The organism is Streptomyces sp. NPDC015127 (assembly GCF_043080095.1).
Classification (GTDB): Bacteria; Actinomycetota; Actinomycetes; order Streptomycetales; family Streptomycetaceae; genus Streptomyces.
On the sequence record NZ_JBIBVE010000009.1, the window covers coordinates 1 to 24,503 of the forward strand.

The 24,503-nt window shown below is 72.9% G+C and carries 25 protein-coding genes; 12 read left to right on the plus strand and 13 right to left on the minus strand.

Annotated elements, in window-relative coordinates; all coding sequences use genetic code 11:
• Together ACF08N_RS18635 and trpS are read left to right on the plus strand one after the other, a co-directional pair.
• The coding region (locus ACF08N_RS18635) for a hypothetical protein (protein ID WP_392325709.1) at positions 1 to 188 on the plus strand (188 nt) is incomplete at its 5' end.
• 411 nt (positions 189 to 599) lie between these two features.
• On the plus strand, positions 600 to 1,595 hold the full coding sequence (gene trpS, locus ACF08N_RS18640) for a tryptophan--tRNA ligase (protein ID WP_392325710.1): 996 nt from the start codon (positions 600 to 602) through the stop codon (positions 1,593 to 1,595).
• A gap of 53 nt (positions 1,596 to 1,648) precedes the next feature.
• Here the strand turns inward: trpS and proC are convergent, their stop codons facing one another.
• The 5 genes from proC to ACF08N_RS18665 form a co-directional block, all read right to left on the minus strand.
• On the minus strand, positions 1,649 to 2,458 hold the full coding sequence (gene proC, locus ACF08N_RS18645) for a pyrroline-5-carboxylate reductase (protein WP_392325711.1): 810 nt from the start codon (positions 2,456 to 2,458) through the stop codon (positions 1,649 to 1,651).
• A gap of 101 nt (positions 2,459 to 2,559) precedes the next feature.
• Complete coding sequence (locus tag ACF08N_RS18650; RefSeq protein ID WP_392325712.1) at positions 2,560 to 3,297, minus strand: ABC transporter permease; 738 nt, start codon at positions 3,295 to 3,297, stop codon at positions 2,560 to 2,562.
• Entirely contained in the window at positions 3,294 to 4,061 is a 768-nt protein-coding gene (locus tag ACF08N_RS18655; RefSeq protein ID WP_392325713.1) for an ABC transporter ATP-binding protein, read from the minus strand. Before ACF08N_RS18655 ends, ACF08N_RS18650 begins: the two co-directional genes overlap by 4 nt.
• Positions 4,062 to 4,141: 80 nt before the next feature.
• On the minus strand, positions 4,142 to 4,894 hold the full coding sequence (locus ACF08N_RS18660; RefSeq protein ID WP_392325714.1) for a class I SAM-dependent methyltransferase: 753 nt from the start codon (positions 4,892 to 4,894) through the stop codon (positions 4,142 to 4,144).
• Positions 4,895 to 4,924: 30 nt separating this feature from the next.
• Entirely contained in the window at positions 4,925 to 5,851 is a 927-nt protein-coding gene (locus ACF08N_RS18665; RefSeq protein WP_392325715.1) for a zinc-binding dehydrogenase, read from the minus strand.
• Between the two features lie 78 nt (positions 5,852 to 5,929).
• Here ACF08N_RS18665 and ACF08N_RS18670 point away from each other — a divergent pair, with 78 nt between their 5' ends.
• Positions 5,930 to 6,334: a winged helix-turn-helix transcriptional regulator gene (locus tag ACF08N_RS18670; RefSeq protein ID WP_392325716.1), complete on the plus strand. Its 405-nt coding sequence runs from the start codon at positions 5,930 to 5,932 to the stop codon at positions 6,332 to 6,334.
• 29 nt (positions 6,335 to 6,363) lie between these two features.
• Here the strand turns inward: ACF08N_RS18670 and ACF08N_RS18675 are convergent, their stop codons facing one another.
• Both ACF08N_RS18675 and ACF08N_RS18680 read right to left on the minus strand, forming a co-directional pair.
• The gene (locus ACF08N_RS18675) at positions 6,364 to 6,909 is read right to left on the minus strand and encodes a hypothetical protein (RefSeq protein ID WP_392325717.1); all 546 of its coding nucleotides are present in this window, start codon (positions 6,907 to 6,909) and stop codon (positions 6,364 to 6,366) included.
• A gap of 30 nt (positions 6,910 to 6,939) precedes the next feature.
• Complete coding sequence (locus ACF08N_RS18680; RefSeq protein WP_392325718.1) at positions 6,940 to 7,248, minus strand: peptidase; 309 nt, start codon at positions 7,246 to 7,248, stop codon at positions 6,940 to 6,942.
• A 139-nt stretch (positions 7,249 to 7,387) separates the two neighbouring features.
• On the opposite strand from ACF08N_RS18680, the gene ACF08N_RS18685 reads away from it, so the two are divergent.
• Positions 7,388 to 9,547, plus strand: coding sequence for a PQQ-binding-like beta-propeller repeat protein (locus ACF08N_RS18685; RefSeq protein ID WP_392326000.1), 2,160 nt, complete (start codon positions 7,388 to 7,390; stop codon positions 9,545 to 9,547).
• A gap of 34 nt (positions 9,548 to 9,581) precedes the next feature.
• Here ACF08N_RS18685 and ilvD read toward each other — a convergent pair whose 3' ends face one another.
• From ilvD to ACF08N_RS18705, 4 genes are all read right to left on the minus strand, one after another.
• Positions 9,582 to 11,435 carry a dihydroxy-acid dehydratase gene (gene ilvD / locus ACF08N_RS18690; protein WP_392325719.1) on the minus strand — a complete coding sequence of 618 codons (1,854 nt, stop codon included), beginning with the start codon at positions 11,433 to 11,435 and terminating at the stop codon, positions 9,582 to 9,584.
• A gap of 118 nt (positions 11,436 to 11,553) precedes the next feature.
• Entirely contained in the window at positions 11,554 to 12,180 is a 627-nt protein-coding gene (locus ACF08N_RS18695) for a TetR family transcriptional regulator (RefSeq protein ID WP_392325720.1), read from the minus strand.
• Positions 12,177 to 13,013: a sugar phosphate isomerase/epimerase family protein gene (locus tag ACF08N_RS18700; protein WP_392325721.1), complete on the minus strand. Its 837-nt coding sequence runs from the start codon at positions 13,011 to 13,013 to the stop codon at positions 12,177 to 12,179. Before ACF08N_RS18700 ends, ACF08N_RS18695 begins: the two co-directional genes overlap by 4 nt.
• Positions 13,014 to 13,035: 22 nt before the next feature.
• Positions 13,036 to 13,968, minus strand: coding sequence for a Ppx/GppA family phosphatase (locus ACF08N_RS18705; RefSeq protein ID WP_392325722.1), 933 nt, complete (start codon positions 13,966 to 13,968; stop codon positions 13,036 to 13,038).
• A 40-nt stretch (positions 13,969 to 14,008) separates the two neighbouring features.
• Between ACF08N_RS18705 and ACF08N_RS18710 the strand changes: the two genes are divergently transcribed.
• Positions 14,009 to 14,872: a hypothetical protein gene (locus ACF08N_RS18710; protein ID WP_392325723.1), complete on the plus strand. Its 864-nt coding sequence runs from the start codon at positions 14,009 to 14,011 to the stop codon at positions 14,870 to 14,872.
• 48 nt (positions 14,873 to 14,920) lie between these two features.
• Here ACF08N_RS18710 and ACF08N_RS18715 read toward each other — a convergent pair whose 3' ends face one another.
• Complete coding sequence (locus ACF08N_RS18715) at positions 14,921 to 16,600, minus strand: hypothetical protein (protein WP_392325724.1); 1,680 nt, start codon at positions 16,598 to 16,600, stop codon at positions 14,921 to 14,923.
• Positions 16,601 to 16,805: 205 nt separating this feature from the next.
• Here ACF08N_RS18715 and radA point away from each other — a divergent pair, with 205 nt between their 5' ends.
• Entirely contained in the window at positions 16,806 to 18,200 is a 1,395-nt protein-coding gene (gene radA / locus ACF08N_RS18720; protein WP_392325725.1) for a DNA repair protein RadA, read from the plus strand.
• 81 nt (positions 18,201 to 18,281) lie between these two features.
• Positions 18,282 to 19,433 carry a DNA integrity scanning diadenylate cyclase DisA gene (gene disA, locus ACF08N_RS18725; RefSeq protein WP_392325726.1) on the plus strand — a complete coding sequence of 384 codons (1,152 nt, stop codon included), beginning with the start codon at positions 18,282 to 18,284 and terminating at the stop codon, positions 19,431 to 19,433.
• Positions 19,434 to 19,564: 131 nt separating this feature from the next.
• On the opposite strand, the gene ACF08N_RS18730 is transcribed toward disA, so the two are convergent.
• A complete protein-coding gene (locus tag ACF08N_RS18730) occupies positions 19,565 to 20,383 on the minus strand; it encodes a hypothetical protein (protein WP_392325727.1) in 819 nt (272 codons plus the stop codon).
• A gap of 187 nt (positions 20,384 to 20,570) precedes the next feature.
• On the opposite strand from ACF08N_RS18730, the gene ACF08N_RS18735 reads away from it, so the two are divergent.
• The 5 genes from ACF08N_RS18735 (at position 20,571) to cseB (ending at position 24,491) form a co-directional block, all read left to right on the plus strand.
• Entirely contained in the window at positions 20,571 to 21,224 is a 654-nt protein-coding gene (locus tag ACF08N_RS18735; RefSeq protein WP_392325728.1) for a phosphatase PAP2 family protein, read from the plus strand.
• Between the two features lie 106 nt (positions 21,225 to 21,330).
• Entirely contained in the window at positions 21,331 to 22,245 is a 915-nt protein-coding gene (locus ACF08N_RS18740; protein ID WP_392325729.1) for an A/G-specific adenine glycosylase, read from the plus strand.
• Between the two features lie 256 nt (positions 22,246 to 22,501).
• Positions 22,502 to 23,074, plus strand: coding sequence for a SigE family RNA polymerase sigma factor (locus ACF08N_RS18745; RefSeq protein ID WP_392325730.1), 573 nt, complete (start codon positions 22,502 to 22,504; stop codon positions 23,072 to 23,074).
• The gene (locus ACF08N_RS18750) at positions 23,062 to 23,730 is read left to right on the plus strand and encodes a hypothetical protein (RefSeq protein ID WP_392325731.1); all 669 of its coding nucleotides are present in this window, start codon (positions 23,062 to 23,064) and stop codon (positions 23,728 to 23,730) included. Before ACF08N_RS18745 ends, ACF08N_RS18750 begins: the two co-directional genes overlap by 13 nt.
• Positions 23,731 to 23,789: 59 nt before the next feature.
• Positions 23,790 to 24,491: a two-component system response regulator CseB gene (cseB, locus tag ACF08N_RS18755; protein ID WP_392325732.1), complete on the plus strand. Its 702-nt coding sequence runs from the start codon at positions 23,790 to 23,792 to the stop codon at positions 24,489 to 24,491.
• Positions 24,492 to 24,503 lie beyond the last annotated feature (12 nt).

Consider the following 24,503-nt stretch of genomic DNA (forward strand, 5'->3'; position numbering starts at 1 on the left):
CCTTCGGTCTTGCGTTTCCGACTCTATCAGATCTTTCCGACCCGATTTCCTCGGTGCTTTCCAGTTCTTCGCTTTCGCGCTTCCCTTTCCGGCGGTTCCGACTCTATCAGATCCTTTCGGGCCTGATTCCCGGTCAGCGGGAGTTGTCTTCACGGCTGTTGGGCCGTTCCGACGAGGTGAGACTTTAGCGGAATCCCGGGCCCCGACGCTAATCGGGGTCACGCCCGTTCGAAGATCGAACGACGATTCCTCATTTCGCGAAAACGCACGCAGAAGACGGGCGCCAGAAATTCTGTCGCTCGTTCGAGTGGGTCTTGCGGAATGGTGTCCGGGGACCAGCCTGAGCCGGTGCTCACGTCGGACAACTCGGAGAACACTACGGATGGGGGAATCCGATGTCAACCCGGCCCCTGGGGGCGTAGCCTGAGGCTCATGACCACGCGCACGTGCCTCAACCTCTGGTGGGCCGCCTGACGGCGGCCGGCACCTGCGCATGCTCTTCAACGGCCGCCGCTTCGGCGGCCGTTCGCGTATCCCCACTCCGGGGGTCCGGCCGCTGAGAGCGGCGGCTCCGACCCGGACACGGAGTGGAGTACGGAATGAAGCGGATCTTCAGCGGCGTCAAGCCGACGGGACACCTGACGCTCGGCAACTACCTCGGGGCCATGCGGCGGTGGGCAGAGGTCGACCAGCACCGGTCGGACGCCCTGTTCAGCGTCGTCGACCTGCACGCGCTGACCGTGGAGCACGATCCGGCGCGGGTCCGCAGGCTCAGCCGGCAGGCGGCGACGCTGTTGCTTGCCTCTGGGCTGGACCCGGACCGGTGCACGCTCTTCGTGCAGAGCCACGTCGACGAGCACGCACGGCTTTCGTACCTCCTCGAGTGCACGGCCACCGACGGCGAGATGCGGCGCATGATCCAGTACAAGGAGAAGAGCGCGCAGGCTCGCGAGTCCGGGCAGAGCGTGCGGCTGTCCCTGCTCACGTATCCGGCGCTGATGGCGGCGGACATCCTGGCGTACCGGACCGAGGAGGTGCCGGTCGGGGAAGACCAGACCCAGCACGTGGAGCTGACCAGGGATCTCGCCGTGCGGTTCAACCAGCGGTACGGGCACACCTTCACCGTGCCGCGGGTGACGCATCCGCCGGTGGCGGCGCGGGTCATGGATCTGCAGGACCCCGCGTCGAAGATGGGGAAGTCGAATGCGGTGGGGGCCGGGATCGTCTACCTGCTGGATGACGCGGACGTGGTGCGCAAGAAGGTGATGCGCGCGGTCACGGACAGCGGACACGAGGTCGCGTACGACCGTGAGGAGCGGCCGGGTGTCACCAATCTGCTGGAGATCCTGGCGGCCTGCACCGGGCGCGATCCGAAGGAGCTGGCCGGGGCGTACGCCTCGTACGGCACGTTGAAGAAGGACGTCGCCGACGCGGTGGTGGAGGTGCTGCGGCCGGTCAGGGAGCGGCACGCCGAGCTCGCGGCCGACCCGGCGTACCTCGACGAGGTGCTGCGGAAGGGCGCCGACCGGGCCAGGGGGATGGCGCGTCCGACGGTCGATGCCGCCTATCGCGCGATCGGGTTGCTCCCGGCCTGAAGCGGGGAGCGCGGCCCGCCGCTGTGAACGGCGGCGGGCCGCGTCCGAAAAGGTCAGCCGTTGCCGGAGGCGAGCTCGCGGCTGCGGTCGCGGGCGGCTTCGAGGGCGGCGATGAGGGCCGCGCGGACGCCGTGGTTCTCCAGTTCGCGGATGGCACTGATCGTGGTGCCGGCCGGGGACGTGACGGCCTCACGGAGCTTGACGGGGTGCTCGCCGCTGTCGCGGAGCATCACGGCGGCGCCGATGGCGGCCTGGACGATGAGGTCGTGGGCCTGTGCGCGCGGCAGGCCGAGGAGGATGCCGGCGTCGGTCATGGCCTCGACGAGGAAGTAGAAGTAGGCCGGGCCGGAGCCGGAGAGCGCGGTGGCCGCGTCCTGCTGGGACTCGGGGACGCGCAGGGTCTTGCCGACGCCGCCGAAGATCTCCTCGGCGTGGACGACGTGTTCGGTGGTGGCGTGGCTGCCGGCGGAGATGACGGACATGCCTTCGTCGACGAGGACGGGGGTGTTGGGCATGACGCGCACGACCGGGGTGCCCACGGCCAGGCGCTCCTCGATGAAGCCGGAGGTGATGCCGGCCGCGGCGCTGATCACGAGCCGGTCGGCGGTGAGGTGCGGGGCGAGCTCGTCGAGGAGCTTGCCCATGTCCTGGGGCTTGACGGCCAGGATCAGGGTGTCGGCACGCTTGGCCGCCTCGGCGTTGGTGACGGGCTCGACCCCGTAACGGGTGCGGAGTTCCTCGGCGCGCTCGGGGCGGCGAGTGGTGACCAGCAGGTCGGCGGCGTGCCAGCCTGCGCGGATCATGCCGCTGAGCAGGGCTTCGCCGATCTTGCCCGTACCGAGGACTGCGACTGTCTGGGTCATGGCTCTGTTCACCTCGCCGGTCGGGATGCGTGCGCTCACATCCTTGCACCGGGGGCGGTCGCGTGCCGTGGGGGTCCACGTGGCGGGCACCGCCGGACGGTTCAGGCGGTGCGGCGGCGCAGGGTGGCCGCGCCGAGGGCGAGGACGAGGACGGCGCAGACGGCGACGACCAGGACGTCGCGGAGGAAGTCGGCGGTGGTGTCGGCGTGGAGCAGGACCTCGTTCATGGCGTCGACGGCGTACGACATGGGCAGCACGTTCGAGACGGCTTCGAGTGCGGGCTGCATCCGGTCGCGTGCGGTGAACAGGCCGCACAGCAGCAGCTGCGGGAAGATCACGGCCGGCATGAACTGGACGGCCTGGAACTCGGAGGCGGCGAAGGCGGAGACGAACAGGCCGAGTGCCGTGCCGAGCAGCGCGTCGAGGAGGGCGACGAGCAGCAGCAGCCAGGGCGAGCCGACGACGTCGAGGCCGAGGACCCACAGGGCGAGCGCGGTGGCGAGCAGGGACTGGACGACGGCGACGAGGCCGAAGGCGATGGCGTATCCGCCGATCAGGTCGCCCTTGCCGAGGGGCATGGCGAGCAGGCGTTCCAGGGTGCCGGAGGTGCGTTCCCGCAGGGTGGCGATGGAGGACACCAGGAACATCGTGATCAGCGGGAAGATGCCGAGCAGCGAGGCGCCGATGGAGTCGAAGGTGCGCGGGTTGGCGTCGAAGACGTAGCGCAGCAGCAGGAGCATCACGCACGGCACGAGCAGCATCAGGGCGATGGAGCGCGGGTCGTGGCGGAGCTGGCGCAGGACGCGGGCGGCGGTGGCGAGGGTGCGGGCGGTGCTCATCGGGCGTTCTCCTGAAGGGCGTCGGCCTCGTCGACCAGGCGGAGGAACGCCTCTTCGACGGTCTCGGAGCGGGTGCGGGTGCGCAGGTCGTCGGGGGTGTCCTCGGCGAGGATCTCGCCGTCGCGCATGAGGATGAGCCGGTGGCAGCGCTCGGCCTCGTCCATGACGTGGGACGAGACGAGGATCGTCGCGCCGCGTTCGTCGGCGAGCCGGTGGAAGAGGTCCCACAGGTCGCGGCGCAGGACGGGGTCCAGGCCGACGGTGGGTTCGTCGAGCACGAGGACCTCGGGGGTGCCGAGCAGGGCCACGGCCAGGGAGACGCGACTGCGCTGGCCGCCGGAGAGCCGTCCGGCGAGGGCGTCGGCGTGCGAGGCGAGGTCGACGTCGGCGATGGCGCGGGCGACGTACTGCTCGCGCTCGTCCTGGTGGGCCCGGCCGGGGAGCAGGACGGAGGCGAAGTAGTCGAGGTTCTGGCGGACGGTGAGGTCGTCGTAGACGGAGGGGGCCTGGGTGACGTAGCCGATCCGGGAGCGGAGCCCGGCGTCGCCGGCCGGTCGGCCGAGGACCTCCAGCGTCCCGGTGACCTTGGCCTGGGTACCGACGACGGCGCGCATGAGGGTCGATTTGCCGCAGCCGGAGGGGCCGAGGAGTCCGGTGATGCGGCCGGGCAGGACGGTGAAGTCGAGGCCGCGCAGGACGGTGCGGTCTCCTCGTACGACGGTGAGGCCGCGGGCCAGGACGGCGACGCCAGAGGAATTCATCATGTGATGAATAATGCGCCTGGTGGGGCCGGGGCGTCAAGAAGCAGGGGCGGCCGTGCGGGCGGGGTCAGGCCGGGCGGAGGTCAGCCGGGGCGGCGGGTGACCGTGAGGTCGACGGCGTACGCCTCCTCGACCGTTCCGTCCGGGAACAGCCTCAGCAGCTCGGCCCGCTCGCGGTCGAGGAAGGCGCGCGCCGCGTCCTTGCCCGCCACCAGGAACAGCGAGTGGCTGCCGAGGTTGGCGAGGTGGGTGTCGAGGGGGACGCGCCGGGTCCAGTGCAGGCGGCGTTCGGCGCAGGGAACGCCGTCGGGCAGGGCCCGGTCGTCGCGTGCCCCGTGTGCCGCGCCGCCGAAGTCGCGCCTCAGCCGCTCCGCCTGGGCGGCGATCCAGGGGACGTCCCCGTCGGCGATGTTCCACCACAGGGCGAGGGCGCCGCCGGGCCGCAGGACGCGCAGGGCCTCGGGGAGGGAGCGGGCGGGGGCCGTCCAGTGAAAGGACTGGGCATACGTGATGAAGTCGGCGCTCGCGTCGGCGAGGGGGAGGGCGTCGCCGAGGCCGCGGACGAGGGGCACGCCGGGCAGCGACCGGCGGAACCGCGCGGCCATCCCTGCGCCCGGCTCCACGGCGGTCACGCGGGCGCCGCGCTCGCGCAGCAGCCGCGTGGCGATACCGGTGCCGGCGCCGACGTCCACGGTCCGGGCGCCGGTGAGCGGGCGGCCGGCCAGTTCCTCGACGGCGTCGAAGAGGGCGGGCGGATAGCCGGGGCGGGCGGAGTCGTACTGGTCCGCCGCGCTGTCGAAGGAAAGGGCGCGCCTGGCCTGAGCGGAATCCGTCATGCGCCTCATCCATACCCCCGGAACGTGCGCCTACCGCTCGTCGCGCGACACGTTCAGGACCGCCTTTCCGGGGACCCGCCGCCCGCGCAGGGCCTCGGCGGCCTCGGCGAAGCGGCTCCAGGATCCCTGCCAGCCGATCTCGGCGGTGAGGGCGCCCCGAGCGGCCAGGTCCGTGAGGACGGCCAGGTCCGCGCCGGCGGCGCCCTCGATGACGAAGGACGTCAGCGAACGGGCCGGTCCGACGGTCGCGTACGGAGGAAAGACCGCCGGTTGCCCGGAGGTCCAGCCGACGCTCTGCACGCTGCCACCGGGAGCCAGCAGGTTCCACGCCTCGACCAGCTGGGGGCCGCCGACGCTGTCGATGACCACGTCGACGGATCGGTCGAGTCCCTCCAGGCCGATCAGCACCTCGTCGGCGCCGAGCTCGACCAGCCCCTTCCCGCGCGCCGTCGAGCCCACGGACGCGATCACGTGGGCGCCGGCCCGGGCCGCCAGCTGGACGGCGAACCGGCCGACTCCGCCGGAGGCGCCGGTGATCAGCACCCTCTTGTCCGGCCCGAGCCCCGCGGCCCGCAGCGAGCGCAGTGCGGCCACTCCGGCGACCGGCAGGGCGACCGCGTGGGCCGGGGCCAAGCCGTGCGGCACCTCGGCGAGCGCCCCGACATCGATCGCGACGCGCTCGGCGAACGCCCCCGAGGTCAGGGCCACCACCTGGGTCCCCACCGCCGGGCCGGTGCCGTCGGCGGCGGCACGGACCACCACTCCGGCGGCGTCCGAACCGAGCACCGCGCCCACGGGGACGCGACCGGAGCGGGCGTCGTTGAGGTCGCCGTAGTTCAACGAGGCGTGGGAGACGTCCACCAGGACCTGGCCGGGGCCGGGCACGGGGTCGGCGACCTCGGCGAGACGGACGGCGGCGGCTGCGGACGGATCGACGACGAGAGCACGAACGGACATGTCAACTTCCCTTGGTCCACGATGTGTTACAGCAGCCATCGTCGGTAACCTTCCGGCTCGGCGGAAGGAGGCACTTTCATGTCACGCAGTCACATCCGTGTTGCCGAAGCGCTGAGGGACGAGGCCTGCCCGGTCACCGAGGTGCTCGACCGCGTGGCCGGCAAGTGGAGCATCGGGATCCTGATCGCCGCCGCGCACGGCCCGGTCCGCTTCACCGAACTCGAACGCGCCATCAACGGCATCAGCCGGCGGATGCTCACCCTCACCCTGCGAAGGCTGGAGCGGGACGGGCTGCTCGTACGCACCGTGTACCCGACCGTGCCGCCCAAGGTCGAGTACAGCCTCACGCCCATGGCCCGGGAGCTGCACACCTCGCTGACCGGACTGGTGGGCTGGGCCGAGCGTCACCGGTCCGCCATCGCCGAGGCCCGCGCCGCCTACGACGCCGCGGCGGAGCGGGGACCCGACGCCGGCAACGCGTGATCGGCGGGGCCTGATCCGCCGGACAGCCCCTAGCCGCGCCGGGGCCTGCCGTTCTTGCGGCCGCGGGCCGCGGGGTTGCCGGAGCGGGTGCCGCGGCGCTTCTCGTACTGCTTGAGCGCCGTCTCGTACTCGGTGCGGCGCAGCTTCTCGCCGGGGGCCTCCACGAGGCAGCGCAGGGAGTAGGCGATGAGGGAGCCGATGAAGCCGATCGCCTTGAGGCTGCGCAGCGAGTCCTCGGCCGCGGAGCCGGAGGGGCGCCGGCCGAAGCTCTCCCAGGTCTTGCGGAAGGCGATGGCGCTGCAGACGGCGAACATGACGACGACGAGGACGTTCACGAAGCCGCCGACCTCGGCGATGGCCAGGCCCTGGTAGGCGAAGCGCAGGACGAGCGCGGCGGCGAAGGCGGTGACGAGCGCCCCGGCACCGACGGCGGCCCGGCGCAGCCCGTAGCCCCCGTTGTGCTCGACCCAGGTGGTGCCGAAGTAACGGATGGGCTCGGGCCGCGGGCCGGTGCCGGTGGCGCTGGTGCTGCCGGTGTTCTCGGTCTTCTCGGTCTTCTCGGTGTGCTCGCTCACGGGTCGATTATCCCCGTGGCGAGGGCACGGTCAGGAGCAGCGGATGGTGACGTAGCCGTCGCTGCCCGTCTGGACGTAGGCGTCGGAGACGAACTCGCCGTTGGCGATGTTGTCCCAGATGTTGGTGGTGCCGTAGGGGCCGGTGATCGTCTCGCCCGGCTTCTGGCAGTTGATCGGGACGCTCGCGCCGTACGGCAGCACCCGGATCAGCCGGTACTGGGTACCGGGGCCGGAGCGCACGTTGAGCCGCACGCCCGGTGCGACCGGGTAGCGCTTGACCGTGTAGGTCTCCACGGCCTCGGTCCCGGCCTGTTCGCCCTGCACTTCTTCAACAGCCATTGGGCTCTCCCCCGTTGATGAACTTCTCGTGAAGCGGCGTGGCTCGCCGCGCGCAGGCTAGCAAGCCATGGCTGGATCGCACGCACCATCGACTAGGCTCCGAGCGTCGCGCGTGCGCACCATCAGACGGGGGTGGGAGATGCCACCGCTGCGCAGTACCGGGTCGTTCCCGGAAGCGGAGCATCCGGAATATGCCGGTCAGTACCGCCTGGAAGCCTGCCTGGGCAATGGCGGCATGGGCGTCGTCCACCTCGCCACCTCCGCATCGGGCCTGCGGCTCGCGGTCAAGGTCATTCACGCCGAGCACGCCTCGGACGCCGAGTTCAGGGCGCGTTTCCGCCAGGAGGTCGCCGCGGCCCGCCGGGTCAGCGGCGCGTTCACCGCGCCGGTCGTCGACGCCGATCCCGAGGCCGAACGCCCTTGGATGGCCACGCTCTTCATCGACGGGCCGACCCTGGCGGACAGGGTCAAGCGGAACGGCCCGCTCGATGCGCCGGAGCTGCGCCGGTTCGGCGCGGGGCTCGCCGAGGCGCTGCGGGACATCCATCGCGCCGGCGTGGTGCACCGTGATCTCAAACCCAGCAATGTGCTGCTGGCTCCGGACGGGCCGAAAGTCATCGACTTCGGGATCTCCCGGCCGGCGGACAGCGATCTGCGCACTGAGACCGGGAAGCTGATCGGTACGCCGCCGTTCATGGCTCCCGAGCAGTTCCAGCGCCCGCGCGAGGTCGGCCCCGAGGCCGATGTGTTCGCCCTCGGCGCCGTGCTGGTCCACGCGGCGACCGGGCGGGGGCCGTTCGACTCCGACAGCCCCTACATCGTGGCGTACCAGGTCGTGCACAACGAGCCCGATCTGGCGGGGGTTCCGGAGGATCTCGTACCGCTGCTGCGCAGGTGCCTGGCGAAGGACCCGCGGGAGCGGCCCACGCCGTACGAGCTGATGGTGGCGCTGCGCGCGTCGTCGCCGTCCTCGGCGTGCGACACACAGGCCTACATACCGGCGCAGCGCGGACCGGACCCGTCGGAGCGGCGGCCCCGCGCGGCGGAGGAGTCCGCCGAGGCGGCCCCCGCGGCCGGGGAGAGGCGCCGCGGCCGGGCCTCCCGGTGGACGGCCGTCGCCGCCGGCCTCGCCGCGCTGGCCACCGGTGCGGTCGTGGCGGTCGCCGCCACGTCGGGCGGCGACCCCGGGGCGGCCCGAGAGGCGCCGCGCGCCGAGCAGACCTTCCGCCCCTGGAGCGTGGCGCTGCACCACGGCGACGGCGAGATGCGGACCCCGGTCTGCACCGGCGCGGGGCAGGGCCTCTTCTGTACGGCTCCCGGCGCCGGAACCGCCCGTCTGGACCCGGCCGACGGCAGCACCGACTGGTCGGCGGGGGCCACGGGGCCGCGCACGGCCGCGGCGCAGGACGAGGCGGGTCGAGAACCCGTCCTCGCGGCCGGTCTGCTGCACGTCGTGACGGCGGGGCACGACCGCTACGAGGCGCTCGACCCCGCTACCGGCACGGTGCGGTGGGACCTCGACATCTCCGCGTACGCGACGGTGCACACCCTCGGCGACGTCGTGCTGCTGGTCACGGACGGCGGGCAGGTGCGGGCCGTCGAGGCCGCGACGGGCGCGGACCGCTGGCGCGGACCGCTCGGCGGGCCGGGCACGCAATGGGCCAGGGACGCGGACGGCGACGGTCCCGCGTTCGCCGCGACCGTCTCCGCGGACGGTACGACCACACGCGTCGGCGCGATCGACCCGGCGAGCGGCCGGCAACTCTGGAGCGAGCGGCTCCGGGGATCACTGACCCCGGTCCAGGTCGTGGACGGCTCGCTGTATCTGCTCTCGTCCGGCACTGACGGCTTCACCGACGCGGTGGTCCGTGTGGACACCTCGGCCGCGGACCGTGTCGTCCGGCGCGTACCACTGGCCGTCCCGGTCGACCAGGCGCAGGCCACGGTCGCCGGGACCGTCGCCTACCTGTCCGGCGCGGGCGGTTCGCTCCTCGCCGTCGACACGTCCCGGGCGGCCGGGGACGCGCAGCTGTGGCGTCTGGAGACCGCCGTGACCCACCTGTCGCGTCCGGTCGCCGATGCCCACGCGGTGTACGTCTCGGCCGGTGACGGGCGGCTGCTGGCCGTCGACATCGGCCGCGGCACGCTCAGCGGCCAGACCCGGCCCCGGATGGACGACGGGCGTTTCACCTACGCGTCCCTGCTGCCCGCACCGGTCACCGCCCCGGGCAAGGTCTTCGCCACAGCACCCGACGGGTCCGTCTTCGCCGTGGACGCGAGGGACCCGGCGCGCTGGTGAGCGTGCCGGGCCCCGGTGAGTCGTGCGCGGGCGGTCAGCCCAGCTTGGAGACGTCCCGCACGGCGCCCTTGTCCGCGCTCGTCGCCATCGCGGCGTACGCCCGCAGCGCCGCCGAAACCTTGCGGTCGCGGTTCTTCGGCGCGTACGCGCCGCCGAAGGCCTCGCGGCGTGCCGCCAGGGTGACGTCGTCGACCAGCAGCTCGATGGAGCGGCCGGGGATGTCGATACGGATCCGGTCGCCGTCCTCGACCAGCGCGATCGTGCCGCCGCTCGCCGCCTCCGGCGACGCGTGGCCGATCGACAGGCCCGACGTACCGCCGGAGAAGCGGCCGTCCGTGACCAGCGCGCAGGTCTTGCCCAGACCCCGGCCCTTGAGGAACGACGTCGGGTAGAGCATCTCCTGCATGCCCGGGCCGCCCTTGGGGCCCTCGTACCGGATGACGACGACGTCGCCGTCGGTGATCTGCTTGTTGAGGATCTTCTCGACGGCCTCCTCCTGCGACTCGCAGACGACCGCCGGGCCCTCGAAGGTCCAGATCGACTCGTCGACACCGGCCGTCTTCACGACGCAGCCGTCGACCGCCAGGTTGCCCTTGAGCACGGCGAGGCCGCCGTCCTTGGAGTACGCGTGCTCGGCGGAGCGGATGCAGCCCTCGGCGGCGTCCGTGTCCAGGGTCTCCCAGCGCTCGGACTGCGAGAACGCCTCGGCGGAGCGGACGCAGCCCGGGGCGGCGTGCCACAGCTCGACGGCCTCGGGCGACGGCGAGCCGCCACGCACGTCCCACGTCTTGAGCCAGTCGGCGAGCGAGGGGCTGTGGACGCTGTGCACGTCCTCGTTGAGCAGGCCGGCGCGGTGCAGCTCGCCGAGGAGGGCGGGGATGCCGCCGGCGCGGTGCACGTCCTCCATGTAGTACGTGCGGTTCTTCGCGACGTTCGGTGCGACCTTGGCCAGGCAGGGCACGCGGCGCGAGACGGCGTCGATCGCCTCCAGGCCGAACGGGACGCCCGCCTCCTGGGCGGCGGCCAGCAGGTGCAGGATCGTGTTGGTGGAGCCGCCCATGGCGATGTCGAGGGCCATGGCGTTCTCGAAGGCCGCCATGGTGGCGATGTTGCGCGGCAGGACGGACTCGTCGTCCTGCGCGTAGTAGCGGTCGGTCAGCTCGACGACCGTCCGGGCGGCGTTCTCGTAGAGGGCGCGGCGGGCCGTGTGGGTGGCGAGGGTCGAGCCGTTGCCGGGGAGGGACAGGCCGATGGCCTCGGTCAGGCAGTTCATCGAGTTGGCGGTGAACATGCCGGAACACGAGCCGCAGGTCGGGCAGGCGTTCTCCTCGATACGGAGGATGTCCTCGTCCGAGATCTTGTCGTTCACGGCGTCCGAGATCGCGTCGACGAGGTCGAGCGTGCGGACGGTGCCGTCCACGAGGGTGGCCTTGCCGGCCTCCATCGGGCCGCCGGAGACGAAGACCGCCGGGATGTTGAGGCGCAGGGCGGCCATCAGCATGCCGGGGGTGATCTTGTCGCAGTTGGAGATGCAGATCAGGGCGTCGGCGCAGTGCGCCTCGACCATGTACTCGACACTGTCCGCGATCAGGTCGCGGGAGGGCAGCGAGTAGAGCATGCCGCCGTGGCCCATGGCGATGCCGTCGTCGACGGCGATCGTGTTGAACTCGCGCGCGATGCCGCCCGCCTGCGTGATCGCCTCGGAGACGATCCGGCCGACCGGTGCGAGGTGGGTGTGGCCCGGCACGAACTCGGTGAAGGAGTTGGCGACGGCGATGATCGGCTTGCGCCCGATGTCCGCGCCCGGTACACCGGAGGCCCGCATAAGGGCGCGGGCGCCCGCCATGTTGCGGCCGTGGGTGACAGTGCGGGACCTCAGCTCGGGCATCGTCGCTCGCTCCTCGTCGTGATGGATGTACCTGCATCGAGCGTACGCCGCGGCTCCAAGACCTGGACAGCATGTCCGGAATGCGGGATGCCCGGCTCAGTCCTCGGTCGGCCCCGGCTCAGTCCCCGGCCGGACCCGGTTCCGTGAGGTAGCGCTGCAGCGTGGGGGCCACCATCCGCACGATCTCCTCCGTGTCCACGGAGGCCAGCGGCTCGGCCTTGATCACATAACGCAGGATCGCGATGCCGATCATGTGGGACGCGGCGAGCTCGGCACGGAAGGTCGGGTCCGGTACGTCGAGCTCGCTCGCGACCCGCTCCAGCAGCCGCCGCAGGACGAACCCGCGCAGCACCTTCGCCGCCGCCTCGTAGGTCAGCGCGGAACGGAGGATGGCGAGCAGCGGGGCGCGGGTCGCCGGGTTCTCCCAGACGCCGATGAAGTAGCGGGCGAGCCGCTCGCCGATGCCCTCGGTGCCCGCGCCGAGGATCACCGGGATGGCCAGCGCGGGCTCGAAGGAGACCTCGATCGCGGCGGCGAAGACGTCGTCCTTGGTGCCGAAGTAGTGGTGCACGAGCGCCGCGTCGACCCCGGCCGCGCGCGCGATCCCGCGCATCGTCGTCTTGTCGTAGCCGCGCTCCGAGAACTCGGTGCGCGCCGCCTGAAGGATCCGCTCGCGGGCGCCGGGGCCGGTCTCCGCCCCCGTACGGGCAGGACGGCCGCGCCGCCGGGGCGTCGCGGCGGTCATGATCCCGCCGCGCCCCGCGCGGGAGCGTTCACCGAGGCCAGGTGCAGCCGCGTGAAGGCCAGCGCCTCCGCCAGGTCGGCCTCGCGTTCGGCGGCGGACATGGCGCGCCGCGTGTTGACCTCGACGACGACGTGGCCGTCGAAGCCGTTGCGGGCCAGGCGCTCCAGCAGCTCGGCGCAGGGCTGGTCGCCGCGGCCGGGCACCAGGTGCTCGTCCTTCGCGGACCCCTTGCCGTCGGCCAGATGCACATGGCCGAGACGGTCGCCCATCCGGTCCACCATCGCCATCGTGTCGATGCGCGAGGTGGCCGTGTGCGACAGGTCGATGGTGAAGTGCCGGTAGTCGTCCTTGGTGACGTCCCAGTCGGGGGCGTACGCGAGCATCTCGCGGTCCCGGTAGCGCCAGGGGTACATGTTTTCCACGGCGAACCGGACATCCGTCTCGTCCGCCATGCGCCAGATGCCGCTGACGAAGTCGCGCGCGTACTGCCGCTGCCAGCGGAACGGCGGGTGCACGACCACCGTGGAGGCCCCCAGCTTCTCGGCGGCGGCCTGCGCCCGCTGGAGCTTGACCCACGGGTCGGTGGACCAGACCCGCTGGGTGATCAGCAGGCAGGGGGCGTGGACGGCGTGGATGGGGACCTGGTGGTAGTCGGAGAGCCTGCGCAGGGCCTCGATGTCCTGGCTGACGGGGTCCGTCCAGACCATGATCTCGACGCCGTCGTAGCCGAGGCGCGCGGCGATCTCGAACGCCGTCGCCGTCGACTCCGGATAGACGGAAGCCGTCGAGAGGACAACCTTCGCATCCGGGATGCGCACCACTGGTTCTGCCACGGAGACAGCCTAAAGGCACCTCCTAGGGGGTCGGCAGATGGTCCAGGCGCCGCAGGATGACGCCCTCGCGCAGCGCCCAGGGGCAGATCTCCAGCTCCTCGGCGTCGAAGAGGTCCATCGCGCCCTCCGCGACCAGGGCTCCCGCCAGCAGCTGACGGGCCCGGCCGGGTGAGACGCCGGGCAGGCCCGCGCGCTGCTCCACGGTCATCGCGGCGAGCTTGGGCACCCAGCCGACGAGTGATGAACGACTCAGTACGCGCTGGACGTACAGGCCGTCGCCGGAACGGGCCGCTCCGGCGATCCGGGCCAGCTGCTTGAAGGTCTTGGAGGTGGCGACGATGTGGTCCGGCGGGCCGAGCCGGCTGAACTCGCCGACGACCCGGGCGATCTCGGCGCGCACATGGCGTCGCAGCGCCTTCACGTCCTGTGGGTCGGGCGGGTCGCCGGGCAGCAGCCCCGCGGTCAGCCGGCTCGCGCCGAGCGGCAGGGAGACGGCGGCGTCGGGCTCCTCATCGATGCCGAACGCGATCTCCAGCGAGCCGCCGCCGATGTCGAGGACCAGCAGCTTCCCGGCGGACCAGCCGAACCAGCGGCGGGCGGCGAGGAAGGTCAGACGCGCTTCCTCCTCGCCGGTGAGAACGGTCAGCTCGACCCCGGTCTCGGCTTTCACGCGGGACAGGACCATGTCGGCGTTGGTCGCCTCGCGCACGGCGGAGGTGGCGAAGGACAGGACCTCCTCGCAGCCCTTGTCCTCGGCGGCCTGGAGCGCGTCGGCGACGGTGTGGACGAGCCGCTCGATGCCCTCTTCGCCGATGGCGCCGCCGCCGTCGAGCAGCTCGGCGAGGCGCAGCTCCGCCTTGTGCGAGTGCGCGGGCAGCGGGCGGGCGCCTGGGTGGGCGTCCACCGCCAGCAGGTGAACCGTGTTCGAACCGACGTCGAGGACTCCGAGTCTCATGGACGGAACGCTACTGCGGTCACGCGCATACGCTGGAGCCGTGCCAAAGACGAAAAAGGCGAAGCCGGGCAAAGCCGCGCCCGTGACGAGGCCGGAACAGCCCGAGAAGCATTCCGCGCCGCCCGAGAAGCAATCCGCGAAGAAGGCCGAGCCCGACGAGAAGGGCCTGGACTTCCCCCGTGCCTGGGTGGAGTTCCCCGACCCCGCCGACGACGAGCAGGTCTTCCGGTGCGACCTGACGTGGCTCACCTCACGCTGGAGCTGCATCTTCGGCAGCGGCTGCCAGGGGATCCAGGCCGGGCGGGCCGACGACGGCTGCTGCACGCTGGGCGCGCACTTCTCCGACGAGGAGGACGAGCAGCGCGTGGCCGAGCACGTGGCACGCCTGACGCCGGATCTGTGGCAGTTCCACGACGTCGGGACCGCGACGGGCTGGGTGCAGCAGGACGAGGACGGTGATCGCCAGACGCGCCGCTGGGAGGGTTCCTGCATCTTCCAGAACCGTCCCGGTTTCGCGGGCGGCGCGGGCTGCTCGCTGCACATCCTCGCGCTGCGCGAGGGCCGGGAGCCGCTGGAGACCAAGCCGGACGTGTGCTGGCAGCTGCCGGTGCGGCGTACGTACGAGTGGATCGACCGACCCGACGACACCCGCGTGCTGCAGGTGTCGATCGGTGAGTACGACCGCCGGGGCTGGGGCCCGGGCGGGCACGATCTGCACTGGTGGTGCACGTCGGCGACGTCGGCGCACGGCGCGGGCGAGCCGGTGTACGTGACCTACCGCCCGGAGCTCACGGAGCTGATGGGCAAGGCGGCGTACGACGTGCTGGTGGAGCTGTGCGAGGCGCGTCTGGCGTCGTCGCTTCCGCTGGTGGCGCCCCACCCGGCGGACCCGAAGCCCCGCTGAGGGGCCGGGCCGGCCGGGCGGGCGGCGCGGAGGACCGTTTCCGCCGGGTCAGTCCGAAGGCGGCGGGGTCGCCGGCTCGGACGGCGGCTGCGACGCGGGCGGGGACGTGGGCGGACCGGACGGGTCGGACGAGGACGGCGGCGGAGAGGTCGGCGGCGTCGGGTCCGGCGAGGACGGCGGCGGACTGGTGGGCGGCGGACTCGACGGCGGTGTGGGGGTCGGGTCCGGGTCCGGTGAGGAGGGCGGCGGGCTGGTCGCCCCGCGGCCGTGGATCGCCACGACCGCGCCGGACGGCTCGATGCCGACCTGTGCGCGCCAGTAGCCGGACGGCTCACGCGAGGAGTCGACGGTGATGTAGAGAGTGATCGTTTCGCCGGGGTACAGGGTGCCGGAGGAGCGGGTCGGACGCAGCCAGGCCGCGTCCGTCCACAGCGACCAGTCGACCGGGGCGCCGCCGGACGCCGTGAGCGTGATGAGGGTGGTGTCCCCGGCGGGCTGCGCCTCGACCGTGAGCCTGCCCGGGCCCCGCCCGGCGGCGGAGGGCGGGGCGGGCGTGCCCGTGCTGACCACCTCGACGGAGACGTCGGGCGAGTGGCGGTCGGCCGTGAAACGGGGGTCGGGCTTCGCACTCGCGTTGCCCGCGTTCTCGTAGTGGCCGTACGGGTCGCCCTCGCCCGGGCCGTCCTGGTCACCGGCGCTGACGGACGGCCCGCGGTGGCCCTCGCCGGTCAGCGGCGCCCCGCGGTACGCCGCCCAGAGGGCGAGCACCGGCGCGGCCACGACCGTGGCCACGACCGTGGTGGTCACCGCGCGGGCGCGCATCCGGTCCCGTCGGGCCGCGTGGTCCTTGGGGTCGAGCGGGAAGCCGCCCGGGCCGAAGCGCGGGCCGCCGGCGCGGGCGCGCGGGACGTGCCGCATCGCGACGTACGCGGCGGCGCGCGGCGCCTCGACCAGGGGCAGCGCGGCCGGTGTGACGCACGAGCCGGGCCAGGGGCCCCGGGCGCCGGCGCGCTCGGCGGCGCGGCGGCAGCGCGGGCAGTCGTCGACATGGCGCACGAGCTCCTGGCGCAGCGCGGCCGAGAGCAGGACGCGGTTGTCGCCGGTGAGCCGGGCGACGGCCGGGCAGTGGCCGGTCTCGACGACAGCCAGCGCGGCCCGGGTGCGCTCCACCTCGCAGGCCGCCGCGGCCAGCAGCTCGCGGGCCGCGGCCGCACCGAGACCGAGCACGGAGGCGACGGCCGCCGCTCCGAGGCCGTGGCGCACGGCCAGTTCGAGGGCCTCGCGCTGCTCGGGGGTGGTGCCGGCGGCCTCGGGCCAGGCCAGCAGGGCCAGTTCGGCGCGGCGGCGCTCGGCGGCCTCGGGGGCGACGCGGGGAGCGGGCTCCTCGCCGGCGGCGAGCCGCCCGGTGTGGGCGCCCTGGCGCCTTCGGCGCTGCTCGGTGAGCCGGCGCAGACAGGCCCAGCGCGCGAGCGCGTACATCCAGGCCTTCCTCTCGGCCTCGCCGGACGGGCAGCGTCCGTGCTGCCGTTCGGCGATGGCGAGGACGTCACCGAGGACCGCCGTCGCCGCGTCGTGGTCGCACAGCACGGAGAGGCAGTAGGTGAACAGGCCGTCGAGGTACGGCTCGTAGCGCGCGGGCGGTCGCTCGGCGGAAGGACGGGGCGCGCGACGGTGCGCCCGGGGTACGCCGGTGATGTGGGTAGGGGGTTCCAGCCTGCTGCTCGTCACTCCGTGACCGTAGGGGCAGCACCGGACCCTGTTCGTACCGCTTGAACACTTTTAATCCCTACGGGTGAACCGTTCCCTCGAAGGGAGACAGGAAGGACACGTTCCGCGCCCTGGGTGCCGACGCTTTCGCGCTGTGCGCCGGGCCGCGCGCCTCCCTGGGCGGCCGCCGGTCCGGCCTGTCAGTGGCCCCCGCTACGGTTTGCGCATGGCTGCCCGTACGAAATCCGCGAAGGACCGGCCGTCCTACCGCTGCACCGAGTGCGGCTGGACCACCGCCAAGTGGCTCGGCCGCTGCCCCGAGTGCCAGGCCTGGGGCACGGTCGAGGAGTACGGCACACCCGCCGTCCGCACCACGGCCGCGGGCCGGGTCTCCACCGCCGCTGTGCCCATCGGCCAGGTCGACGGCCGGCAGGCGACCGCGCGTTCCACGGGCGTGGACGAGCTCGACCGGGTCCTCGGCGGCGGTCTGGTGCCGGGGGCCGTCGTGCTGCTCGCGGGCGAGCCCGGCGTCGGCAAGTCGACGCTGCTGCTCGACGTCGCGGCCAAGGCGGCGAGCGACGACCACCGCACGCTGTATGTGACGGGCGAGGAGTCCGCGAGCCAGGTCAGGCTGCGCGCCGACCGGATCAACGCCCTGCACGACCACCTCTACCTCGCGGCGGAGACGGACCTGTCCGCGGTCCTCGGCCATCTGGACGCGGTCAAGCCGTCCCTGCTGGTCCTCGACTCCGTGCAGACGGTGGCCTCCCCCGAGATCGACGGCGCGCCCGGCGGCATGGCCCAGGTCCGCGAGGTCGCGGGCGCCCTGATCCGCGCCTCCAAGGAGCGCGGCATGTCCACGCTGCTGGTGGGCCACGTGACGAAGGACGGCGCGATCGCGGGCCCGCGGCTGCTGGAGCATCTCGTCGACGTGGTGCTGCACTTCGAGGGCGACCGGCACGCCCGCCTCCGCCTCGTCCGCGGCGTGAAGAACAGGTACGGGGCGACGGACGAGGTCGGCTGCTTCGAGCTGCACGACGAGGGCATCACCGGCCTCGCCGACCCCTCGGGCCTGTTCCTGACGCGCCGCGCCGCGCCCGTGCCCGGCACCTGTCTGACGGTCACGCTGGAGGGCCGCCGTCCGCTCGTCGCCGAGGTGCAGGCGCTGACGGTCGACTCGCAGATCCCCTCCCCCCGGCGCACCACCTCCGGTCTGGAGACCTCGCGGGTGTCGATGATGCTCGCGGTGCTGGAGCAGCGCGGCCGTATCTCCGCGCTCGGCAAGCGCGACATCTACAGCGCGACGGTCGGCGGCGTGAAGCTCTCCGAGCCCGCGGCCGACCTCGCGATCGCGCTCGCGCTGGCGTCGGCGGCCAGCGACACCCCGCTGCCGAAGAACCTGGTCGCGATCGGCGAGGTGGGGCTCGCCGGCGAGGTCAGACGGGTGACGGGCGTGCAGCGGCGGCTCGCCGAGGCGCACCGGCTGGGCTTCACCCACGCCCTGGTGCCGTCCGATCCGGGCAGGATCCCGGCGGGCATGAAGGTCACGGAAGTGGCCGACATGGGGGATGCTCTTCGGGTGCTCCCCCGCGCCCGCCGGAAGGCTCCCGACGGCGCCTGAGGCGTACGCCCCACGGGGCGACGAGGCTCGCCGGTAGACTTTGCCCTGGTCTCGCCCACCCGTACGAGCCGGAGGAGTGCAGTGGCAGCCAAGGACGGGGCAGCAGCACCCGGAAAGTCCGGCCAAGGCACGGGCAACGAAGCGCTGATCCGCGCCGCCCTGAGCGCGGTCGCCCCGGGCACCGCCCTGCGCGACGGCCTGGAGCGCATCCTGAGGGGGAACACCGGTGGACTGATCGTTCTCGGCATGGACAAGACCGTCGAGTCGATGTGCACCGGCGGCTTCGTGCTGGACGTGGAGTTCACCGCGACCCGGCTGCGCGAGCTGTGCAAGCTCGACGGTGCCCTGATCCTCGACAAGGACATCTCCAAGATCCACCGGGCCGGCGTCCAGCTCGTCCCGGACGCCTCCATCCCGACCGAGGAGACCGGCACCCGGCACCGCACCGCCGACCGGGTCTCGCGCCAGTGCGGCTTCCCGGTGGTGTCCGTGTCCCAGTCGATGCGGCTGATCGCGCTGTACGTGGACGGCGAGCGCCGCGTCCTGGAGGAGTCCGCCGCGATCCTGTCGCGGGCCAACCAGGCGCTGGCCACCCTGGAGCGCTACAAGCTCCGCCTCGACGAGGTCGCGGGCACGCTGTCGGCGCTGGAGATCGAGGACCTGGTCACCGTCCGGGACGTCACGGCGGTGGCGCAGCGCCTGGAGATGGTGCGCCGGATCGCCACCGAGATCGCCGAGTACGTGGTGGAGCTGGGCACCGACGGCCGCCTCCTCGCGCTCCAGCTCGACGAGCTGATCGCGGGCGTGGAGCCCGAGCGCGAGCTGGTCGTCCGCGACTACGTGCCCGAGCCGACGTCCCCCAGAGCTTCGCCTGGGAGGGGCCCCCAGCGCTCACGCACCGTGGACGAGGCGCTGGCGGAGCTCGACGCCCTCACCCACACCGAGCTGCTCGAACTGCCCGTCGTGGCACGCGCGCTGGGCTACAGCGGCTCGCCCGAGACGCTGGACTCCGCGGTCTCGCCCCGCGGTTACCGCCTGCTGGCGAAGGTGCCCCGGCTGCCGGGCGCGATCATCGAGCGGCTCGTGGAGCACTTCGGCGGGCTGCAGAAGCTGCTGGCCGCCAGCGTGGACGACCTCCAGGCCGTGGACGGCGTCGGCGAGGCGCGGGCGCGCAGCGTGCGCGAGGGCCTGTCGCGGCTCGCGGAGTCGTCGATCCTGGAGCGGTACGTCTGAGACGGCATACGGGTGAGGGGCCTCATGACCTGGTCATGAGGCCCCTCACCCGTATGCAGGGTCCGTGACCGGTCGGGCAACTGCCGGGTCCGCGACCGGTCGGCCGCTTGCCGCGACCCGGCCCTGACCGGTCAGTCCTTGTCCAGGCGGAACGACGCGGGCAGCACCGTGGCGCCCGGGAACGACGCCTCGACCAGGTAGGTGCCCGGCCCCGCACTGCCCGGTGCCGGCGTCGGGCACTGCGGCGCGCTGCGCTTCCTGTCCCACTCGACGGTGTGCGTGATCGTCCCGTTTGCGGGGACGCGCAGGAACCGCGCCGGGGCCGTGCGCGGGCAGTGGGCCGAGGACCACACGTCCTTGTCCTCGCTGTCGGCGACGGTGAACACGGCGGCCTTCGGGCCGAAGTCCGCCTTGCACGTCGTGGGCGAGGAGTTGGCGACGACGAGCCTGAACGCGGGCTTCTCACCCGGCGCGTAGGACACCTTGGTGGTGCCGAGAGTCAACTTCAGTGAGCCGGGTGCGCAGTTGGGGAGCGCGGAGCCGGCCGGGACCTGTACGCCGGGGGCGCCGCCGGACGTACCGCCCGTGGTGCCGGAGCCACCCGAGGTGGCGCCGGTGGTGCTGCCCGCGCTGTCCGTACCGCCGGGGCTCGCGGAGCCGTCGCCGGAGCCTCCCGCGCCGCCGGAACCGGTCGCGCCGTCCCCCGACTCGTCGCGTCCGCCGGGCTGTTGGCTGATCGCGGGGCCGGACTGGTCGGGTCCGGGCGTGATCGAGGGTGCGGGGGCCGGGCCCTTGCCGTCCGCCGTGTTCGTGCCGTCGCCGTCCCCGCCGGACGTGACGGCCCACACGATCAGCACCGCGAGCAGCGCGACCAGTGACGCCGCGACTGCCCTCCGTCGCCAGTAGATGGAGGAGGGAAGCGGCCCGATCGGATTGCGCAGAGATCCCACGGACCGAACTCTACGAGAGATCGTGCCCAACTCCCGCCCCACCCGCCGCCCTGAGCGCGAAGTTCTGTAGATCATCATCACGGGCCGTCATCACGGGCCGCTTCTCGCAGGGCAGTTGCCTTCGGGGGTGGCCCCGGACGGTCGCAAAGCGTGACCAGTCCGCCCGGAGACGATACGGTCCGTGACCATGGACAGCAGCATCACGCGCGATCTCTACCGCGACATCACCGACTTCGCCCACACCACGCCCTCGTGGGTGCAGCACCTCGCCGAACTGTGGACGGAGGCAGGGCTGTTGCTCTTCGGCGTGCTGTTCCTCGTCGCCTGGTGGCGGTCTCGCACCGGGGACCTGCGCGCGATAGCCCTCGCGGTCCTCGCGCCGCTCGTGACGGCGGTCGGGTACGTGGCGGGCGAATCCCTCAAGTCCCTTGTGGACGAGGAGCGTCCGTGCCGCACGGTCACTGAGGCGGCCGCGTCCCTGGTGCCCTGTCCGCCGACCGGCGACTGGTCCTTCCCGAGCAACCACGCGGCCATCGCCGGGGCGGCGGCCGTGGCGCTCGCGATCGCCTGGCCCCGGATCGCCGTGCTGACGGTGCCGATGGCACTGCTGATGGCCTTCTCCCGCGTCTTCGTCGGTGTGCACTATCCGCACGACGTCCTGGCCGGCCTGGTGATCGGCGCGCTTGTCGCGGCGGTCTGCACGGCGGCACTGCGGCGCCCGGCCCAGGCACTGATCGGCACCATGCGCACGAGCGGGGCGGGCGTCGTGCTCTGGTTCGCCGGCCCCGGCCCCGCAGCCCCCGGCGCTGCCCGCCCCACCGAGGTCTCCCACCACAGGTGACGCGGTTCCGGCCGGGCGGCGCCCGCCGGTGCCGACCCCGCCGCACCCGCCCGGTGGCGGCTGCATGCGGCGCGTGGCCGCCGGGGCGTGCCAGGATCGTGCTGCCATGACTGTCACTCACGATTCCCAGACGCCCGACGCCCTCGACCCCGAAGCCCTCCACGTCCCCGTCATCGCCTGGTTCGACCAGCACGCCCGTGATCTGCCCTGGCGCCGCCCGGAGGCCGGCGCGTGGGGCGTGATGGTCAGCGAGTTCATGCTGCAGCAGACCCCGGTCTCCCGGGTCCTCCCGGTGTACGAGGAGTGGCTGGCCCGCTGGCCGCGCCCCGCCGACCTCGCGGCGGAGGCGCCCGGCGAGGCCGTCCGCGCCTGGGGGCGGCTCGGCTACCCGCGCCGTGCGCTGCGCCTGCACGGCGCCGCACAGGCCATAGCGGAGCGGCACGGCGGCGAGGTGCCGCGCGACCACGCGCAGCTGCTCGCCCTGCCGGGCATCGGCGAGTACACGGCGGCGGCGGTCGCCTCCTTCGCGTACGGCCAGCGCCACGCGGTGCTGGACACCAATGTGCGGCGGGTCTTCGCCCGCGCCGCGACCGGCATCCAGTACCCGCCGAACGCGACAACCGCCGCCGAGCGACGCCTGGCCCGCGCGCTGCTCCCCGACGAGGAGGGCACCGCGGCCCGCTGGGCGGCGGCGTCCATGGAGCTCGGCGCGCTGGTCTGCACCGCCCGGAACGAGGACTGCGGCCGCTGCCCGATCGCCGCGCGGTGCGCCTGGCGGCTCGCGGGGAAACCCGCGCACGAGGGGCCGGCGCGCCGCGGCCAGACGTACGCCGGCACGGACCGCCAGGTGCGCGGCCGGCTGCTGGCGGTTCTGAGGGAGGCCATGACACCCGTGCCCCAGTCGGTGCTGGACGCGGTCTGGGACGAGCCGGTGCAGCGGGGCCGGGCACTGGACGGGCTCGTCGCCGACGGTCTCGTCGAGCCCCTGGACGGCGGCCTCTACCGGCTGCCGCTCGGCTGAACCGGTCCGGGTGGGCCGCCGACGGCCCCGCCTGGACCGACCACGACCCGGTCACGGTTCACCACGACTGAAGCGACCACCGGCAGCAACCACCAACGGCCCCTGCCCTGGTCAACCACGGTCCCGTAAGCCGTTACACAACCGATGGACGGCCGTGCGCCGCCCGACGGCTGCTCCGCACAGCGCCGTGACAACCCGTCCGTAGCTTCTCTCGGGCAAGGACACACGGGGTTTCACGGGGACGGAGGCGGTTGGAATGGCGCACGGCGAGGTGCTCGACTTCGAGGAGTACGTACGCACCCGGCAGGAGGCGCTGCTGCGCAGCGCCCGGCGTCTCGTCCCCGACCCCGTCGAGGCACAGGACCTGCTCCAGACGGCACTGGTGCGCACCTACGGCCGCTGGGACGGAATCGCGGACAAGTCGCTCGCGGACGCGTACCTTCGCCGGGTGATGATCAATACGCGCACCGAGTGGTGGCGTGCCCGCAAGCTCGAAGAGGTCCCCACCGAGCAGCTGCCCGACGCGAGCGTCGAGGACGGCAGCGAGCAGCGCGCCGACCGCGCCCTGCTGATGGACGTTCTCAAGGTGCTCGCGCCCAAGCAGCGCAGCGTGGTCGTGCTGCGGCACTGGGAGCAGATGAGCACCGAGGAGACGGCCGCCGCGCTGGGCATGTCGGCGGGTACGGTGAAGAGCACGCTGCACCGGGCGCTCGCCAAGCTCCGCCAGGAGCTCCAGTCGCGGGACCTGGACGCCCGCGCCCTGGAGCGCGACGAGTCGCGGCGTACCCACCAGCAGGGCGAACGGGAGCGGGAGCGGTGCGCGGCCTGACAGGCAGAGGCGGCAGCGGGACACGGGTGGCGGGCAGCACGGCGACGGCCGGGCTGGTCGCCTTTGCCCTGTTGGCCGCGGGCTGTTCCACCGGGGGCTCGGGGCTCCAGGACGAGGGGGCGGCCCCGTCCGACCACGCGGCGAAGGCCACGCCCTCCCCGGCGCCGTCCGGCAGCGGCGGGCCGTTCACGAAGGCCGTCGACGCGGTGGAGCTGCTCAAGAACGACCCGAAGGTCAGTGCCCGGGTCAAGGCGGACCTGCGGCCGTGCGCCAAGGACTCGTACCCGGTGGACACCTCGTACGGCGTTCTCACCGGCAGCTCGGCCCCCGATGTCGTGGTCAACGTGATGACCTGCGCCGACGCCGTCGGCATGGGCACGTACGTGTACCGGGAGAACGGCTCGGGGTACGAGAATGTCTTCGCCGTCGAAGAGCCCGCGGTGTACTCGGCGATCGACCGGGGCGACCTGGTGGTGACCAAGCAGGTGTACGCCAAGGGCGATCCGGTGGCCGAGCCGTCCGGCGAGGAGGTCACCACCTACCGCTGGTCGGCCGGGAAGTTCGCCCAGCAGTTCTGGGTGCGCAACGAGTACAGCCGGTCGGTCGGCGAGGGGGAGGTCGTGGCCTCGGAGGCACCCGCCCCCAGCGACAACTGACCCCACCCCCGCCCACAGAGAATCGATCCCGACGAGAAACGAGAGCTGAGAGCTGACGGATGGCCGAGACCCATGTCCTGTTCGTCGAAGACGACGATGTCATCCGCGAGGCCACCCAGCTCGCGCTGGAGCGCGACGGCTTCACGGTCACGGCCATGCCCGACGGACTCCAGGGCCTGGAGGCGTTCCGGGCGAACCGGCCGGACATCGCGCTGCTCGACGTGATGGTGCCCGGCCTTGACGGTGTGAGCCTGTGCCGCCGCATCCGCGACGAGTCGACGGTTCCGGTGATCATGCTGTCGGCGCGCGCGGACTCCATCGACGTGGTGCTCGGTCTGGAGGCGGGCGCCGACGACTACGTGACGAAGCCGTTCGACGGCGCGGTCCTCGTGGCCCGCATCCGCGCGGTGCTGCGCCGCTTCGGGCACGCGAGCGGCGGTGCGACCGAGGCGGCCGCCGGGCAGCAGGACCAGGGCGGCGTGCTGGTCTTCGGCGACCTGGAGATCGACACCGAGGGCATGGAGGTCCGCAAGGGCGGCACGCCGGTCGGTCTGACGCCCACGGAGATGCGGCTGCTGCTGGAGTTCTCGTCCACGCCCGGGACGGTGCTCTCGCGCGACAAACTCCTGGAGCGGGTCTGGGACTACGGCTGGGGCGGCGACACCCGCGTCGTGGACGTCCATGTGCAGCGGCTGCGGACGAAGATCGGCCAGGACCGCATCGAGACGGTCCGTGGCTTCGGTTACAAGCTGAAGGCGTGACGCAGGCCGTAT